Origin of the sequence: Mesonia mobilis DSM 19841 (genome assembly GCF_000423405.1) — a bacterium.
Lineage (GTDB): Bacteria > Bacteroidota > Bacteroidia > Flavobacteriales > Flavobacteriaceae > Mesonia > Mesonia mobilis.
In genome coordinates this window covers 1-16,512 of the sequence record NZ_AUHX01000005.1, presented here as the reverse complement: position 1 = coordinate 16,512, position 16,512 = coordinate 1, and the positions used below count along the sequence as shown (strand labels likewise).

Here is a 16,512-nt window from a genome sequence, read left to right as displayed (position 1 = left end):
ACAGGGTTTTACAAACAACTATTTAGGGTTCTTTAAAAATAAGGGTGTTGAAAGTACGATGAGCGGGATGGCACCTAAAAGCCCATTGCTTGAAAAGATTTTAAAGTATGTTGCCTATATCTGTTACGTCTGGTTGGTAGGTGGAATAATTGTCAAATATTTTGTGAATTAAATTATAGAAAGTATGGTCAACAGAAAGACAGCAAAATGGATTCGAAAAGCGCACCGATACTTGGGTATATTCCTCGGCATTCAGTTCTTGATGTGGACTATCAGCGGAATGTATTTTAGCTGGACGGACATTGATGAAATACACGGCGACCAGTTCAAAAAAGAAAAGCCACGGCAAACTGCTTTTTCCAACCTATTGGGGACTGAGCAATTAGCGAGTGAAGAACCAATCCAAACACTAAAATTATTGGAAATAGCCAATGAGCCGTACTATTGGATTAACGAAGCTAATTTATTTAGTGCTAAAACGGGAAATGAAAAAAATGGTATTACTAAAGCTGAAGCAAAACAGGTAGCCAATAGATATATGCTGCCCGATTTGGAAATAAGGGATATAAAACGAATTGAGAAAGTAGATGCACATCACGAATACCGTGGTCGTCCATTACCAGCCTATGAGATTTCATATAAAACCCCACAAAACTTGAAGGCTTATGTCGCCATAGAAAATGGTGCATTTCAGACCGTTCGTCATAGAAACTGGCGCTGGTTCGATTTTTTGTGGATGAACCACACTATGGACTATCAAGGCAGGGACAACTTTAATACCATAATCCTGCGGGCGTTTTCATTGTTAGGGTTAATTACAGTATTAAGTGGGTTCTTACTTTGGTACATATCGTCGCCCACAATTAGAAAATTGGTTAAAAAGAAACGAAAATAAGTAACACTAAAACCAACATAAAATGGAAAATTCAAATCAAAATTCAAAGAAAAACAACTACACAAAATTTGTAGGTATGCTCGTGGCATCCTTCATAGCAATGTACGTTACAATGTACTTAAACTCTTATGAAATTGACCACGTCTATTTTAGTCTTACCCGATTTTATATGAGCTGTTTGGGTATTGCCGCTATGGCCATTATTATGTTTGTAACAATGCGTAATATGTACCAAAACAAAAAGAAAAATATAGCAATTGTTCTTGGAAGTATTGTTCTATTTGGTGGCGCGTTAGGCCTTGTGAGGGCACAGGCCCCAATTATTGGCGATGTGCTCTATATGAAAGCTATGATTCCGCATCACTCTATCGCCATTTTAACCAGTAAGCGAGCGGATATACAAGACCCGGAAGTGAAGAAATTAGCAGATGATATAATTAAAGCACAAGAAAAGGAAATTGCAGAAATGAAAGCAATGATTAAACGATTAGAAAATAACAAATAAAAACAAAGACAATGAAAAAAAACATCATTTATATAGGTATTGCCTTGATTGTTGGCCTTCTAGGTGGCTTTCTACTGTTCGGTGGAGATTCTACTGATAAGGCAACAAATAGTGCTAAAGACAATCACGAACATTCAGAAGAAATTGCTACTAATCAAATGTGGACCTGCTCTATGCACCCACAGATTATGCAACCGGAACCTGGAGATTGTCCTATTTGCGGAATGGATTTAATTCCAGCTGAATCAGGTGCCGATGGCCTCAATGCCAATGAAATCAAAATGACAGATAATGCAATGGCATTGGCCAATATTCAAACATCCATTGTTGGTCAGGGAGAGATTGGAAATAATATCCTAAAATTATCTGGAAAGATAAAAGCCAATGAAGAATCTAATGCTGTACAGGTAACCTATTTTGGAGGTAGAATAGAACAATTATATGTTAATTCTACTGGAGAACGTGTAGGCGCAGGCCAGCGCTTGGCTACGATATATTCGCCAGACTTGGTTGCAGCACAGCAAGAATTGCTTACCGCATCATCCTTAAAAGAGTCGCAACCCGAATTGTACAAGGCTGTAAGGAATAAACTGAAATTATGGAAGCTTTCCGAAAAGCAAATTAACGCTATTGAGTCAGCTGGAAAAGTGCAAGAATACTTTCCAGTTTTTGCAACTGTATCAGGAACGGTAACAATGAAAATGGTTGAAGAAGGTGACTATGTAAAACAAGGACAGCCCTTATATAAAATAGCCAACCTCAATACGGTTTGGGCAGAATTTGATGCCTATGAGAATCAGATTGCTTCCTTGAAAGTTGGTCAAACCATTAAAGTGACTACCAATGCGTATCGCAATGAAGTATTTGATGCAAAAGTTTCATTTATTGACCCTTTATTAAATTCTTCTACACGTACCGTCGTAGTTAGAGCAGTACTTAATAATAAGAACGACCTATTTAAACCAGGTATGTTTGTCGAAGGTAAAATTGAAGGTGCTCAAGAAAGCACTTCAAGTAAAATAACAGTTCCTGCTACAGCTGTGATGTGGACTGGTGAACGTTCTGTAGTTTATATTAAAACTAATCCTAACGAAGCTGTTTTTGAAATGAGAGAGGTCTTACTCGGTAATGCCAATGGAGACACCTATACCATAATTGAAGGTCTTCAAAATGGTGATGAAGTGGTAACTAATGGCACGTTTACAGTAGATGCTGCTGCACAATTACAAGGCAAAAAATCTATGATGAACACTGCTGGTGGCAAAACAATGACCGGTCACGAAGGGCATTTAGGTATGCAAGGAAACAATTCTGATGATAGTAAGGGGAATACTGACCATTCAGAAATGAAAGAAAGGATAGCTGTTTCAAACAAATTTCAAGGCCAGTTAAAACAGGTGTTTGAGGATTATATTCTTTTGAAAGATGCTTTGGTTAATGATGATGCCAAAAGTGCACAGCAAGCAGGAAAACAAATAATACAATCCCTGAAAAATGTAGATATGAAGTTGTTGTCTGATGAAAAAGCACATAACCATTGGATGACCATTCAGAAGGAATTAAATACTTCGGCAAATGCTATTTCAAGTAATACGGATATTTCAAAACAAAGAGGGCATTTTAAGCATTTGTCTGCGCATATGATAAGTAGTGTACAGCTCTTTGGGGTCAATGAAAATGTTTATATCCAGTTTTGTCCAATGGCAGACAATAATAAGGGAGCGTACTGGATAAGTTTAGAGGAAGAAGTCCGTAACCCATATTATGGCGAAGCAATGTTAACCTGTGGTGAGGTTAGAGATACGTTAAAATAATCAGGGTTAGAGTTAATTGGTAAAAGCGGATTCTTCAGCCTTTAATATTTTAAAGAGGAGAAAGATGATGAGTGAAAGTAGAAGAAATAGAAGAAAAAACAAGAAAAATACATATAAACAGAAAAATCCGATTACAAAAAAAGATAAGGTTATCGGAATTTCAGCGATGATAGGATTATTTATTGCTGCTGTAATACTAATCATATATCTAAATTTAGATTTTATTAGGCATTTTTTCAACCTATGAATAATACCATCCACATTAAAAATATGGTCTGTCCGAGATGTATATCCGCAGTTTCCCAAATTTTGGTAGGATTGAACATTGATTACAAAGCTGTCAAGTTAGGAGAAGTAGAATTGGTTTCGATGCTCAATGAATTCGAAAAAAAATCTTTGCAAAAAAAGCTACAAAATGCAGGATTTAGTTTGATTGACGACCGTAAAAGTCGGCTTATCGAGCAAATGAAAAATTTGGTAATTGAGAAAATACATTATTCCAATGAAAAGACCGAATTAAAATGGGCAGATATTGTTACTGGCGAACTTAACTTGGATTACAAATATTTAAGTTCCCTATTCTCGTCAGTAGAAAGCATCACGTTTGAGCAATATATCATCAACCAAAAAATTGAACGAGTAAAAGAACTTATTGTTTATGATGAATTAACCTTGAGTGAAATAGCCTTTAAAATGAATTACAGTAGTGTTGCTTATTTAAGCAATCAGTTTAAAAAGCTAACAGGAATGACACCTTCGGAATTTAAAAAAAGCACTAATAAGAACCGTAAACCTTTGGATGAGATTTAAGGGTTTTTACCATTATAAGTGGGATATTTTAAATCTATGGATAATATAACGAGTTACTAATAAACTGAATTGAGATATCAAAATGAAATTAGACAGAAAGAAACATTGGGATACAGTTTACCAAACTAAAAATCCAGACCAGGTAAGTTGGACGCAAGAAATACCAAAAACTTCACTGAAGTTTATACGTTCGTTCAAACTAAATAAAAAGGCAAAAATTATAGACATTGGTGGTGGCGACAGTAAACTTGTTGACTATTTACTCAAGGAAGGGTATAATAACATTACTGTACTTGATATTTCAGAAAAAGCAATTGCGAAAGCTAAAAAAAGACTGGGAGAAAAGGCAAGTAAAGTAAATTGGATTGTAAGCGACATTGCCGAATTTGAACCAGATACATCTTTCGATGTTTGGCACGACAGAGCAACTTTTCATTTTCTTACAACAGATGACCAGATTAAAAAATATACTAACATAGCGACAAAATTTGTAAGAGGTTATTTAATAATAGGAACCTTTTCACAAAACGGACCAAAAAAATGTAGCGGACTTGAAATAAAACAATACAATGAAGAGGAATTAACATCGGAATTAAAAAAAGGATTTGACAAAATTCGCTGTGTATCAGAGGACCACACAACACCATTCAACACCATACAGAATTTTCTGTTTTGTAGTTTTAAAAGACAATTAACTGTAAAGCCAGCAATACCTTCACCTACAAGCTAAAAGAACAGACGTACAATTCGGTAGTTTTAGTTTTTGCAAAACACAAATCAAAACAAAAGGAACATAATGATCAAAATTTACATATCATTCTTTTTTGTATTTAAGTATTTGCTTAAATAAGAAATAATTGTAACTTTGCCTTATGAAAAATAATTCTTGCATAAGACAACAGGCAGATATTGAACAGATAAACCGTTGTAAAAAGACAGTTTCAGAATTAAATGAATCGTTTGACTATTTGGCAAATGGACTTTCTTTAGTCGGAAATAATGTTCGGCTAAAAATTCTTTACCTACTCTTTGAGGAGAAACGACTTTGCGTTTGCGACTTAAGTGATATTCTCGAAATGAATATTTCTGCTATCTCTCAACATTTGAGAAAAATGAAGGACAGAAATTTATTGGAAACCGAAAGAGATGCTCAAACGATTTTTTACTCACTAACCCCTGAATATTCAACATTATTAAATCCGTTTTTTGAAATACTCGATAAAAACAAAGTTTTAGAAACGATATGAAACGTGAGAACAAATTAATTGGTGCAGGTTTACTTGCTGCTATTACAGCTTCATTATGTTGTATTACACCCGTTTTGGCTTTAATCGCTGGAACAAGTGGAATTGCCTCAACATTTTCTTGGCTTGAGCCTTTTAGACCTTATCTAATCGGGCTAACAATTTTAGTGCTCGGCTTTGCTTGGTATCAAAAACTAAAACCTCAAAAAGAAATCGATTGTGAATGCGATACGGACGACCTGCCTGCCGGTAAGGAAGGAAAACCAAAATTTATACAATCAAAAAAGTTTTTAGGAATTGTAACTGTATTTGCAATTATAATGCTGGCATTTCCATATTATTCATTCATTTTTTATCCAGATAATAAAAAAGAAGTAGTCATTGTAAACCAATCAAATATTCAAACTGTAAACTTTAATGTTCAAGGAATGACTTGTGCTGGGTGTGAAGAAAGCATAAAACACGCTGTAAATGAATTGGACGGTATTATAAATGTAACCCCTTCGTATGAAAAGGGAAATGCCATCGTAGAGTTTGATAAGTCTAAAACCTCTAAAGTAGCTATTGAAAAGGCAATTAATTCAACAGGATACAAAGTTATAAAAGATAAATAAACGCAAAATTACCCATTATGAAAAAACTATCAATAGTGCCTATTTTGGCTTTAATGCTGTTTTCTTTTCAGGCCAAATCACAAAGCAAGGAGGTTACAAATCAAGTTGTGGAAGTAGCTTCAAAGAAACATAATGCAATCACGGTGAAATTTAAAATTACAGGCATTACTTGTGCTGGTTGTTCCAATGCTATTTATAATGCATTAAAGGAAGTAGATGGTGTTTTGGAACATTCGGTTGAATACCCTGGAGATATTGCTGTTATTGAGTTTGATGGTTCAAAAACAAGTATCAAAGCCCTAAAACTTATCATAGAAAAGAAAGGGTTTAAGGCCGAAGTAATTAAAGGGAAGGTCTAATTTTTAATAAGTAAACAGTACCGATTTCAATGAAAAATACAGCTAAAATGAAAATCAAAATGCCTCAAAATAGAGAAACCATTACATTGGAAATCGAAGGTATGACCTGTGAAGGTTGTGCAACACATATCGAAAAGGATATGAACGCAACTGAAGGAGTTTTAAGTTCCACAGTTAACCACGAAACCGGAAAAGGCGAATTTAATTTTGATGCTGATAAGATGAGTAAGGCAAATGTAATAGATGCTATAAACAGCGTTGGTGATTATTCGGTTGTAAATAATGTCGACGAGGAAGAGGTTTCCGCTGTAAATTCCAAAGGCCAAAATAAATTCGATTTAATAATTATTGGTGGTGGTTCAGCTGCATTTTCAGCAGCCATTAAAGCTGAAGGTTTAGGGCTCACAACACTTATGGTAAATGCAGGATTAGATTTTGGTGGCACTTGCGTAAATGTGGGTTGTGTACCGTCTAAAAACCTTATTCGGGCTGCCGAAACGGTACGTCTCGCTACGCATTCCAATTTTAAGGGTATAAAACCTAGAGGAGCAGACATTGATTTTACACAAATCATAAAAGATAAAAAAGCATTGGTTGCTTCACTTCAGCAACAAAAATATATGGATGTGGTAAGTGATTTTGAAAACCTGATAATGCGTACAGGTTGGGCTGAACTTGTTGATAATAAAACAATCCTTGTGGATGGAAAAGACACCTACACAGCAACCAACATTCTAATGGCAACAGGAGCAACTACCAATATTCCAAATATTGAAGGACTGAATGAGGTTGGTTATTTAACCAATGTGACCTTGTTCGATTTAGAGGAAAAACCTGAAAGTTTGACCATTATGGGAGCTGGTTATATTGGTTTGGAAATTGCGATGGCTTACAACAGATTGGGTGTAAAAGTACGTATCATTGAATTTACCGACAGGCCATTACGCAGTCAAACAAAAGATATTACAGATGTTTTGGTAGAACAAATGAATAGTGAAGGAATTGAAATCCTTCCAAACTTTAGAGCTTTTAAATTTGAAAAGAAAGGTAACGATACAATTATTCATTGTAATTGTCCTGATGGTTCCACAACTCAAATTGTTGAAAAAGGACATATTGTGGTGGCTACAGGGACGAAGCCTAACACCTCTAATTTAGGGCTTGAGAATATTGGCCTAAAGTTAACAGAAAGCGGCCATATTATTGTAAATGAAAAGATGGAAACCAATATTTCCAATATTTATGCAGCAGGCGACGTCACCATTACACCGGCATTTGTTTATACAGCAGCAACCGAAGGTAGTACAGCAGTGAACAATGCGTTTTCATCAACAAAAACAAGTATTGATTATTCATCATTACCTTGGGTAGTATTTACAGACCCTCAAATCGCAGGAGCAGGTATAGATGAAATTGAAGCAGAAAAAAAGGAAATTCCTTTTGAAGTCAGTAAACTTGATTTAATTCACGTTCCAAGAGCCTTGGCAGCTCAAGATACCAGAGGGTTCATAAAACTGATACGCAACACTGAAACCGATAAATTAATAGGCGCAAGAGTAGTTGCACTTGAAGGTGGTGAACTGATACAACAATTGAGTATGGCTATTAAATTTGGAATCACTGTAAAAGATTTAGCAGAAAGCTTTTATCCATATTTAACTTTAGGAGAATCTGTTAAACTGGCAGCGATTACCTTTGGGAAAGATGTTTCCAAATTAAGTTGCTGCGCGAGTTAAGTTTGAGTTATGAAAGGAGAACAGTACAAATTACCTACTGATTTAATCTTGGATATTAAATCCAGATTAAAAACTTTGAGTGGTCAAATAAACGGCATTGTTAAAATGCTTGATGAAGGAAAGGACCCCGAACAAATAAACATACAGTTCAGATCCATTGATAAGGGGATTCAAAAAGCACATTACTTACTGCTGGATGAAGTCTATCGAAAAGCACTTGCTATTGGAATTGTAAAGGCCGTGGACTCTTGCCCAGGAAATTGTGGCAATGAAGATAAAATTGAATATTTAAAAAGTGAATTCCCCAATTTGGAATTATCCGATTTGACCAATCGCTTAAAAGAAATCCAAACTATTGAAACCAGATTAAAAAACTACAACGAAAAAAAAGGTTAAAAAAAGTTTGGTGACCCCCTACCTCACGTTCTCATCTTTGTTCCATTATTAATTTAAACTTAAATAAGATGAAACGACAAATCGAGATTTTTACAGCAGGTTGCCCGGTATGCGAGCCTGTGGTGCAATTAGTAAAAGAGACAGCAGGAAAGGACTGCGAAATCACACTTCATAATCTGTCCGAGCAATGCGAAAGTAAAATCTGTGTTTCAAAAATGAAGGAATATGGGGTTACAAGAGTTCCCGCCATTGCTGTGGACGGAAAACTACTGAATTGCTGCACCAACATCGAAATCACAAAAGAGGATTTGGTAAACGCGGGAATAGGAAGTTGTTAGGTATGGCAATTACTAAATGGAACAAAAAAACATCTATGGGGACTGCTGTATTTTCAGCAGTTTCCCTTAAACTATGCTGCTGGGGTCCTTTGCTACTTACAAGTGTAGCTGGTATTAGTGGAAGTTCTGTCTATTTTTCTTGGCTTATTGCCTTGAAACCTTATCTGTTGGTTATAGCATTTTTGTCATTGGGACTGGCCTTTTATCAGGTTTATAAAAAAAAGAAGGTGGACGATTGTGGTAACTGTGATATGGCTAAGCCATCATTTTTTAAGTCGAAATTCTATTTGTGGTTGGTTACAGTGTTTGTTGTTGTAATGACATTTGTTTCTTATTATCCACAAATATTTCATTCAACGGAGAAAGTAGGAATTGTTGCAACAAACAATACCGATATTCAAACTGTAAAGTTGAATATTGAAGGGATGGTATGCTCGGGTTGTGAAGAAAACATCAACCATTCGGTAAACAAAATTGACGGGGTTACAAATGTATCTACGTCTTTTGAAGAAGGGACTTCAATTATAGAATTTGATACCACTAAAACGAATGTCGATGAGATAAAAAAGGTCATTCAATCAAAAGGGTATTTGATTACAAATAGTAGAGACTGATAGACACGTATCCATTGCGGTGATAAAAGATAAATTAAAAACGACTTATCCAATTGGTAGTAATAATTCGTGAAGAGTAAATTCTACAAATCATTCAGCATATAACGTAACACATTACAGTCTTTTAATCCTGAAATTTGTAACATACAAATAAGAACGGATTTATGGAGACAATCAACATATTTGAAACCAAAGAAAAGAATACTAAAAAAGGAATAAAGGAATCATTCCCTGTTACGGGAATGACTTGTGCCTCTTGTGCAGCAAGTGTTGAATCTGTATTAAAACACACGGAAGGTGTGTTTGATGCAAGTGTTAATTTTGCCAATAGTTCCGTTCTTGTGGAATATGACAAGGAGTTGAGTCCAAATCAACTTCAAAACGCGCTTCGTGAGGTCGGTTACGATATTATAATTGATGCCGAAGACCCTTCGGAAGTACAGCAAGAACTTCAGCAAAAGCATTATCAGGACATAAAAAACCGAACCATCTGGTCGGCGATACTTACGCTACCCATTTTTGTGTTGGGAATGTTCTATATGCAATGGGAACCAGGCAAATGGATTTCATTGGTATTGGCCTTTCCAATTCTTTTTTGGTTTGGGCGCAGTTTTTTCATCAATGCCTTCAAGCAGGCCAAACACGGTAAAGCAAATATGGATACCTTGGTGGCGTTGAGTACCGGAATCGCCTTCCTCTTTAGTGTATTCAATACCTTTTTTCCTGAATTTTGGTTAAGTCGTGGCATCGAGCCTCACGTATATTACGAAGCGGCTACCGTGATTATCACCTTTATTTCCTTGGGGAAACTATTGGAAGAAAAGGCAAAGTCAAATACATCTTCAGCCATTAAAAAATTAATGGGACTACAGCCTAAAACGTTGAAAATTATTGAGAATGGTGAAGAAAAGGAAATTCCTATTTCGTCTGTTCAAGTAGGTCAGACCATTTTGGTGCGTCCCGGAGAAAAGATTCCCGTGGATGGCGAAGTTTCCAAGGGAAGCTCATATGTAGATGAAAGTATGATTACTGGTGAACCCGTTCCAGTTCAGAAATCCCAAGGGGAAAAGGTATTCGCTGGTACCGTTAATCAAAAAGGAAGTTTTCAATTTACCGCTGAAAAAGTAGGTGGAGAAACCCTGCTTTCCCAAATCATTAAAATGGTTCAGCAAGCGCAAGGGAGTAAGGCACCCGTTCAAAAACTGGTCGATAAGATTGCCGGTATTTTCGTTCCTGTGGTATTGGGTATTTCCATTGTAACCTTCATTGTCTGGATGTCTTTAGGAGGCGATAATGCCTTTTCACAAGCCTTATTGACCTCTGTAGCAGTATTGGTAATCGCCTGTCCTTGTGCTTTGGGATTGGCAACACCTACCGCCATTATGGTGGGAATTGGTAAAGGCGCAGAAAATAATATCCTTATAAAGGATGCCGAAAGTTTAGAACTCGGTCATAAAGTGAATGCTGTCATTCTTGATAAAACAGGTACAATTACAGAAGGAAAACCTTTAGTAACTGATATATTTTGGAAGGATAAACTCGAAGATATCAACGAATACAAAAAAGTTCTTCTAGCTATTGAAGCACAATCAGAACACCCTTTGGCGGAAGCTGTAGTCAATCACTTAAAAGATGAAAATATTGAAAAAGCTGAAATTGCTTCTTTTGAAAGTATTACAGGAAAAGGTGTGAAAGCTCAAACAGAAAATGGTTCACCATACTATGTTGGAAACCATAAACTAATGCTTGAGAAAAATATTCAAATCGATGCTTCCTTGATGCAAACAGCAGAAAGTCTCGAAGAGCAAGCGAAAACCGTCATTTTCTTTGGCAATGAAAAACAAGTGCTGGCGATACTCGCCATTGCAGACAAGATTAAGGAAACTTCAAAAATGGCCACAGCAACACTTCAAGAACGAGGCATTGAGGTCTATATGCTTACTGGAGATAACAATAAAACCGCATCTGCTGTCGCAAAACAAGTAGGAATAACAAATTACCAAGGAGAAGTGATGCCTTCGGACAAAGCGGCTTTTGTCGAAAAATTACAGGCGGACGGAAAGATAGTAGCAATGGTGGGCGATGGTATCAACGATTCGCACGCCCTGGCGCAAGCCAATGTGAGTATTGCTATGGGCAAAGGTTCGGATATCGCAATGGATGTAGCAAAAATGACCTTGATAACATCAGATTTACAATCTATCCCAAAAGCATTGGAACTATCAAAAAGAACCGTGTTGGGCATACGTCAGAACTTATTCTGGGCATTCATTTACAACATCATCGGTATTCCAATTGCAGCGGGAGTTTTGTATCCCGTAAATGGGTTTTTGTTGGATCCGATGATTGCAGGTGCAGCAATGGCATTCAGTAGTGTATCTGTAGTAGCAAACAGCTTAAGACTTAAACGAGTAAAACTTTAATAATTAATAAATTCAATACTATGAAAACTTTAAAATTTAAAACAAATATCAATTGTGGTGGGTGTGTATCAAAAGTAACCCCTTTTTTAAACAAACAAGAAGGTGTAGAAAGTTGGGAAGTAGATACCGCCAATCCTAATAAAATCTTAACCATTGAAAGCGATGGTGTAACCGAAGAAGATGTAAAGGCGACTTTGCAAAAAGTGGGATTTAAGGCCGAACCTGTAGATTAATACGTTTTTAATATGGCTTATATTTTTATTTCGGTTGTGATTGTTCTTTTTGCTGTTCATTTTTATAGAAAAGCAAAACGTCATAGTGTAAAACCATTTCCAGAACATTGGCATAAATTATTGACGGATAATGTGCTGTTTTATAGAAATCTATCAAAAGACGCACAGCTAATTTTTCAGCAAAAAATGATGCTATTTTTAAGTGAGGTCTATATCGATGCTGTGCAGTTTGAACTGGAAGAGTTGGATAAGGTTTTAATTGCAGCAAGTGCCGTCATTCCAGTTTTTGGCTTCAAGGAATGGCACTACACAAATTTAAGTGGCATCCTTTTATATCCTGATAATTTTAATGAGGATATGCAATTTAGCAGTAAGGATAACTCACGGAATATTGGTGGAATAGTTGGAAATGGAAGGTTCGAGAAACAGATGATACTTTCCAAGAAAGCATTGTACCACGGCTTTAAAAATACAACCGATAAAAGCAATACTGGCATACACGAATTTGTGCACCTTATAGATAAGTTGGACGATAGAACAGACGGTGTGTCAGAGCGGCTAATGGAACATCAATATGCCATACCTTGGTTAAACTTAATCCATAAAGAAATGGAAGCGATTAACGATAACCATTCAGATATTCGTAAATATGGTGGAACAAATCAAGCTGAATTCTTTGCGGTTGCTTCAGAGTATTTTTTTGAACGAGCGGATTTACTAAAAAGAAAACATCCAGAACTTTATGGGATGTTGGTGGAATGTTTTAGGCAAGAACCGAGCACTTGAGAAAATGAATCAGGCAAACTATAGAGAGTTCAGTTTACACTCTCGTGTAACGTGCTCAAACGTTAGTTTACTATGATTTCCGCATATCTTGCAAGTTCCTTTACGTTTCAAATTATCCTATGAATCCAGTTTTTTGATTTTATCAGTTAGTTCTTCAGGTTGTAAAATTGGTATTGCTTCACGTTCTACACGCAATCCCAATCCTTTGGTCTGATTTATATGGTTAGTAGTAAATTGATTTATGTGAACGTAAATAATTCCAATATCATCACTCATTCGGGTTTGCCAGTCAAAACCATACAATTCTTTCAACCATTTAAAAGGTGTAGTTCTGAACATAACATTGGGGTTTTTGTAATGCCGGCCATCATCCAATAGTATGATTAGCAGATAAACCCTGTTGAATCCAATTTCGGTATATCCATTTGCCTGAATAGTTCCCTTTTTTTGAACGCTTGTAATCTTGTTTATTTTTGGTGGTTGATTTTCAAGCGATTCGGTTTTTACTATTTTACATTCTATTCCAACCGCATTTTGTTCCTTTCCTTGTTCATACAGAAGAATGTCAATATCCCTGGCATTTTGTTTGGGATTGTGATAGGTTCTTTAACGCCACATTGGTATTTCACCGAATTTGCGGATGGAAATACATTACTAAATAACATCTTTTTGAAATCTCGATTTTCCATAAGCCAATTAACGGCTTGGTCTTCGCTATCAAAAGTTCTGGTAACACTTACATCTGGCTTGGGATTGTTTACGAAAAATGAAATGGTCGAAGAACCATCAAGAGGTTGTCTATCCGAAAACACATATTCTGTCACCTCATATTCTGGTGGTGGTTCTTTTCGGAAGAATTGAACTATTCTATTTTTAATACCTGCCCATATTCTCATACGTTAAAATGGAAATATTTGGTTAGTAAATTGTTTGAATATGTCGCTGGCGATAGCTTTGTCAAAGGCTTTGGCTGCGACCAAATCGCCAAGTTTTGATTTTAATAACTGACCAAACGATTTTTTGCTAAGATGCGGAATGTCTTTGCGCAGCTCATCAAACTCATCGAAGATGATTTGCTGACCATATCCTGATCTTTTAACTTCGGCAAGTACCTCTTTGAGAAGTGTTTTTAATTCTTCATCAGAATCGCTAATTTTTGAGTAGTCGGGCACTTGGGATTTTCTGGCTTGTTCAATGGCATACTTTCCCTCAAGTTTTAGTTTGGCATTTACCTCACGACCATTCATAGTCTCAATAAGGCCTCGTTCTTCAAGCATTCTACCATAGTCCCAATCTTCGCTACGCCCACCTAACTTTAGGCCGTTACCTTCAAGAATCCACTTAATAGAATAGTATTTCCCATCATTATACAGTTCATATAGTTTAGAAAGTATAAGATCAAGAATGCCTTCGGTATCAAGGTTTTTATGCTCTTCTAAATCAATGTCATCAGCTCGCACAATAGCATCTGAAATGAATAATATTTTTAAATAGTAATCAAGCCCATTAATTTCATCTTTAATGGTTTGAATAGTGTTTTTGACTCTTTGGTCGATACCTAATTTCATTCCGAAATTATATCCTTGCTGAGCCTTAAACTCGTATGCAAAATTGGTGTGTTCAGGGTCAAAAGAAGCCTTTACATAACTGATTACATCGCTTTCCCACGATTGTTTTTCCTCTTTCAATTCATTTAATAAATCCTCAGTTCTTGCTGCTTTATATTTTTTAATAAGCGCATTTCCTTCGGACTGAAAATTTTCAAGACTACTTTTAAATTCAGTCCATTTAACCTTTAACACCATAAACATAAAATTATGTTGGTAAAGGTAAGGGAATGGCAATTGAATATGTTGAAATATGACTTTAAAATATTTGCAGATGGCTGATAATAGTTCAAAAATTTACCACACTATCCAAAGCATCATCTGCTTCTTTGTGAATAAAATTAGCTTGATAGTTCAATGTGGTTTTTAAATCGCTATGACGATACAATTTTTGCAGCATAAAGGGATGGATGGTATCACCAGCAATATTGCCAAAGGTATGCCTCGCAATATGCATTGTAATTTTCTTATCAATTTTCGCCTTTTTAGCTATAGATTTTAAGTTGTCATTAAATTTCTTGGTAGCTGTCTTTCTCTTGTTATAGACATCTTTTGCATCATCGAGATTCGCTTTTTTCAATTCGGGAAAAACAAAATCGGTTGCATATCTTTTGTCTTCTTTGTAATAATCTAAAATTTTGAAAACCTTATCTGGAATTTTTAATGATAGTAATTTTGAGTTTTTGTTCATTCTATAATGCAACCTTTTGTCGTATATGTCAGACCACTTTGTCCACAATACATCGGTAACTCGCATTCCGGCAAAATTAAAACTAAAGAGCCAGACATTTCGAGTGTGTATTTCACTCAAAGTTAAATTCTCAAGAGCTTCTATGGCTCTTACTTCAATAATATTCAACCCGACTTTGCTTGTTTCTGGAAACTTAATTTTAATCTTGTCACCACCAAAAGGATATAATTCCCTACTAACTATTTTGAGCTTAATAGCTCTGTTGAACAACAACCTAATGAGGACTAAGATGTTCATTACTGATGTTTCTGAAAGTTCGTGTTTGGCTTTCAAATATATCATCAGCTTTTTTAGGAAGCGTTCGTTAATTTCCTGAAAAGCCAACTGTTTTGATTTATTAAACTTTATGATATAGCTAACCAAAGCACTATCCGTAGATAAGCGGTTTAATTTTTCGGCGATTTCCAATTCGTCCAGATGCTCTTGTGCTAGTTCAAAAAAGGTAGCAGAGTTTCCCGAGGCATATATCTCTTTTTTGATTTGGTTGGCAGATGCATCTTTATGCTCGGATTGTAAGTCAATAAGTGCTTTATTGGCGTTCGAGAGTTCCTGTGATAGCAACTTGTTTAAACTATCAGCATTTGAATTAGACTTTCTTACTCGAATATTTTTTTCGTCCCAATCCTCTATGTCAATATAATGACCTATATATTGATATGTTGAACGACGATTTTTTGTAATTCGAACAGTTAATGGGTAAAGCCCTTTACTGTTTGGTTTTTTACGTAGAACTATCTTTGCGTTTGATGACATAATTGACCTGTTTTGAGTACGAAAGTCAAATCAGGTACAACATAGGTACAACATTCCATTTTGAATGTATTCCTTTACCTAAGTACACCATAAAGATACGAAATTATTGTTCTTTTCAGGTACAACATAGGTACAACAAATGTTGAAATCAATTGATATTAGATGATATTAAAGAAAATGTAGAATCGTATAATCAATTGAAAATGAATGACTTTGTTTCAATTTGGTGCAATATACGCTAGACTTTGGCTTTAGTAACTAAACCGCTATTATTTTTATACATCTTAAGTTTGCATTTTAAAATAAATAGTAATTAATCAGAAAGAACAAAGAGGGAATTAAGGTTCTGTTATACGGTGAAGCGTTAGACTTCGGCAACATTGATAATCCTCTCTCTTTAATTGCGTCAATCACGTTCAGTTCTGTGAGGTTAGACCTCGATTTCAAGTTGTTGTGATCAGCGTAATATATGTTCTTTCCAAAAATCAGTGTTATGGGTAAATATAAAGAAACTTTTGGAATCGATATCAGTAAATCAGTCTTTGATGTTTATGGAAGTAAAAGTGGTCATCGCCAGTTTAGCAATGATGAGTCCGGTTTTGTCTCTTTTTTAGGTTATATACCTAAGGATAGC

The 16,512-nt window shown here is 35.7% G+C and carries 19 protein-coding genes; 15 read left to right on the top strand and 4 right to left on the bottom strand.

All coding sequences use genetic code 11. The annotated features are described in order from the left end of the window. Positions 1–184: 184 nt before the first annotated feature. From G551_RS0104465 to G551_RS0104390, 15 genes are all read left to right on the top strand, one after another. Positions 185–895 carry a PepSY domain-containing protein gene (locus G551_RS0104465; RefSeq protein ID WP_027884426.1) on the top strand — a complete coding sequence of 237 codons (711 nt, stop codon included), beginning with the start codon at positions 185–187 and terminating at the stop codon, positions 893–895. Positions 896–917: 22 nt separating this feature from the next. Continuing rightward, positions 918–1,400 (top strand): DUF305 domain-containing protein, encoded by a 483-nt coding sequence (locus G551_RS0104460; RefSeq protein ID WP_008992801.1) that lies wholly within the window; start codon positions 918–920, stop codon positions 1,398–1,400. 11 nt (positions 1,401–1,411) lie between these two features. Continuing rightward, positions 1,412–3,214: an efflux RND transporter periplasmic adaptor subunit gene (locus G551_RS0104455; RefSeq protein WP_027884425.1), complete on the top strand. Its 1,803-nt coding sequence runs from the start codon at positions 1,412–1,414 to the stop codon at positions 3,212–3,214. Positions 3,215–3,457: 243 nt separating this feature from the next. Further along, on the top strand, positions 3,458–4,024 hold the full coding sequence (locus G551_RS0104445) for a helix-turn-helix domain-containing protein (RefSeq protein ID WP_027884423.1): 567 nt from the start codon (positions 3,458–3,460) through the stop codon (positions 4,022–4,024). 82 nt (positions 4,025–4,106) lie between these two features. Then, on the top strand, positions 4,107–4,754 hold the full coding sequence (locus G551_RS0104440; protein ID WP_027884422.1) for a class I SAM-dependent methyltransferase: 648 nt from the start codon (positions 4,107–4,109) through the stop codon (positions 4,752–4,754). Positions 4,755–4,896: 142 nt separating this feature from the next. Continuing rightward, positions 4,897–5,271 (top strand): ArsR/SmtB family transcription factor, encoded by a 375-nt coding sequence (locus G551_RS0104435; RefSeq protein WP_008992796.1) that lies wholly within the window; start codon positions 4,897–4,899, stop codon positions 5,269–5,271. Then, entirely contained in the window at positions 5,268–5,882 is a 615-nt protein-coding gene (gene merTP / locus G551_RS0104430; RefSeq protein ID WP_027884421.1) for a mercuric transport protein MerTP, read from the top strand. The genes G551_RS0104435 and merTP (G551_RS0104430) overlap by 4 nt, the downstream gene beginning before the upstream one ends. Before the next feature lie 17 nt (positions 5,883–5,899). Next, on the top strand, positions 5,900–6,241 hold the full coding sequence (locus G551_RS0104425; RefSeq protein ID WP_008992794.1) for a heavy-metal-associated domain-containing protein: 342 nt from the start codon (positions 5,900–5,902) through the stop codon (positions 6,239–6,241). A gap of 29 nt (positions 6,242–6,270) precedes the next feature. Beyond that, positions 6,271–7,977, top strand: a complete 1,707-nt coding sequence (merA, locus tag G551_RS0104420) for a mercury(II) reductase (RefSeq protein ID WP_189394882.1) — start codon at positions 6,271–6,273, stop codon at positions 7,975–7,977. A gap of 9 nt (positions 7,978–7,986) precedes the next feature. Further along, the gene (locus G551_RS0104415) at positions 7,987–8,373 is read left to right on the top strand and encodes a metal-sensing transcriptional repressor (protein WP_008992792.1); all 387 of its coding nucleotides are present in this window, start codon (positions 7,987–7,989) and stop codon (positions 8,371–8,373) included. 68 nt (positions 8,374–8,441) lie between these two features. Then, positions 8,442–8,711, top strand: a complete 270-nt coding sequence (locus G551_RS0104410; RefSeq protein WP_008992791.1) for a thioredoxin family protein — start codon at positions 8,442–8,444, stop codon at positions 8,709–8,711. Positions 8,712–8,713: 2 nt separating this feature from the next. Beyond that, positions 8,714–9,325 (top strand): mercuric transport protein MerTP, encoded by a 612-nt coding sequence (merTP, locus tag G551_RS0104405; RefSeq protein WP_013072780.1) that lies wholly within the window; start codon positions 8,714–8,716, stop codon positions 9,323–9,325. Between the two features lie 164 nt (positions 9,326–9,489). Beyond that, on the top strand, positions 9,490–11,748 hold the full coding sequence (locus G551_RS0104400) for a heavy metal translocating P-type ATPase (RefSeq protein WP_027884419.1): 2,259 nt from the start codon (positions 9,490–9,492) through the stop codon (positions 11,746–11,748). A 20-nt stretch (positions 11,749–11,768) separates the two neighbouring features. Continuing rightward, positions 11,769–11,981: a heavy-metal-associated domain-containing protein gene (locus G551_RS0104395; RefSeq protein WP_027884418.1), complete on the top strand. Its 213-nt coding sequence runs from the start codon at positions 11,769–11,771 to the stop codon at positions 11,979–11,981. A gap of 12 nt (positions 11,982–11,993) precedes the next feature. Continuing rightward, the gene (locus tag G551_RS0104390; protein WP_013072779.1) at positions 11,994–12,767 is read left to right on the top strand and encodes a M90 family metallopeptidase; all 774 of its coding nucleotides are present in this window, start codon (positions 11,994–11,996) and stop codon (positions 12,765–12,767) included. Positions 12,768–12,884: 117 nt separating this feature from the next. Here G551_RS0104390 and G551_RS16810 read toward each other — a convergent pair whose 3' ends face one another. From G551_RS16810 to G551_RS0104375, 4 genes are all read right to left on the bottom strand, one after another. After that, positions 12,885–13,106: a hypothetical protein gene (locus tag G551_RS16810; RefSeq protein ID WP_229797310.1), complete on the bottom strand. Its 222-nt coding sequence runs from the start codon at positions 13,104–13,106 to the stop codon at positions 12,885–12,887. Between the two features lie 179 nt (positions 13,107–13,285). Then, positions 13,286–13,663, bottom strand: coding sequence for a hypothetical protein (locus tag G551_RS16805; protein WP_240470471.1), 378 nt, complete (start codon positions 13,661–13,663; stop codon positions 13,286–13,288). Between the two features lie 3 nt (positions 13,664–13,666). Next, positions 13,667–14,578: a hypothetical protein gene (locus G551_RS0104380; RefSeq protein WP_036243328.1), complete on the bottom strand. Its 912-nt coding sequence runs from the start codon at positions 14,576–14,578 to the stop codon at positions 13,667–13,669. 85 nt (positions 14,579–14,663) lie between these two features. Continuing rightward, positions 14,664–15,878, bottom strand: a complete 1,215-nt coding sequence (locus tag G551_RS0104375) for a site-specific integrase (RefSeq protein WP_027884416.1) — start codon at positions 15,876–15,878, stop codon at positions 14,664–14,666. Positions 15,879–16,512: the final 634 nt, after the last annotated feature.

Coding starts and splice junctions, on each gene's coding strand:
- G551_RS0104375 (WP_027884416.1), bottom strand. CDS start 15,878: ATGTCATCAAACGCAAAGATAGTTCTACGTAAAAAACCAAACAGTAAA.
- G551_RS0104435 (WP_008992796.1), top strand. CDS start 4,897: ATGAAAAATAATTCTTGCATAAGACAACAGGCAGATATTGAACAGATA.
- G551_RS0104400 (WP_027884419.1), top strand. CDS start 9,490: ATGGAGACAATCAACATATTTGAAACCAAAGAAAAGAATACTAAAAAA.
- G551_RS0104425 (WP_008992794.1), top strand. CDS start 5,900: ATGAAAAAACTATCAATAGTGCCTATTTTGGCTTTAATGCTGTTTTCT.
- merTP (WP_013072780.1), top strand. CDS start 8,714: ATGGCAATTACTAAATGGAACAAAAAAACATCTATGGGGACTGCTGTA.
- G551_RS0104465 (WP_027884426.1), top strand. CDS start 185: ATGGTCAACAGAAAGACAGCAAAATGGATTCGAAAAGCGCACCGATAC.
- G551_RS0104460 (WP_008992801.1), top strand. CDS start 918: ATGGAAAATTCAAATCAAAATTCAAAGAAAAACAACTACACAAAATTT.
- G551_RS16810 (WP_229797310.1), bottom strand. CDS start 13,106: ATGTTCAGAACTACACCTTTTAAATGGTTGAAAGAATTGTATGGTTTT.
- G551_RS0104415 (WP_008992792.1), top strand. CDS start 7,987: ATGAAAGGAGAACAGTACAAATTACCTACTGATTTAATCTTGGATATT.
- G551_RS0104390 (WP_013072779.1), top strand. CDS start 11,994: ATGGCTTATATTTTTATTTCGGTTGTGATTGTTCTTTTTGCTGTTCAT.
- merTP (WP_027884421.1), top strand. CDS start 5,268: ATGAAACGTGAGAACAAATTAATTGGTGCAGGTTTACTTGCTGCTATT.
- G551_RS0104445 (WP_027884423.1), top strand. CDS start 3,458: ATGAATAATACCATCCACATTAAAAATATGGTCTGTCCGAGATGTATA.
- merA (WP_189394882.1), top strand. CDS start 6,271: ATGAAAAATACAGCTAAAATGAAAATCAAAATGCCTCAAAATAGAGAA.
- G551_RS0104395 (WP_027884418.1), top strand. CDS start 11,769: ATGAAAACTTTAAAATTTAAAACAAATATCAATTGTGGTGGGTGTGTA.
- G551_RS0104440 (WP_027884422.1), top strand. CDS start 4,107: ATGAAATTAGACAGAAAGAAACATTGGGATACAGTTTACCAAACTAAA.
- G551_RS0104410 (WP_008992791.1), top strand. CDS start 8,442: ATGAAACGACAAATCGAGATTTTTACAGCAGGTTGCCCGGTATGCGAG.
- G551_RS0104380 (WP_036243328.1), bottom strand. CDS start 14,578: ATGTTTATGGTGTTAAAGGTTAAATGGACTGAATTTAAAAGTAGTCTT.
- G551_RS0104455 (WP_027884425.1), top strand. CDS start 1,412: ATGAAAAAAAACATCATTTATATAGGTATTGCCTTGATTGTTGGCCTT.
- G551_RS16805 (WP_240470471.1), bottom strand. CDS start 13,663: ATGAGAATATGGGCAGGTATTAAAAATAGAATAGTTCAATTCTTCCGA.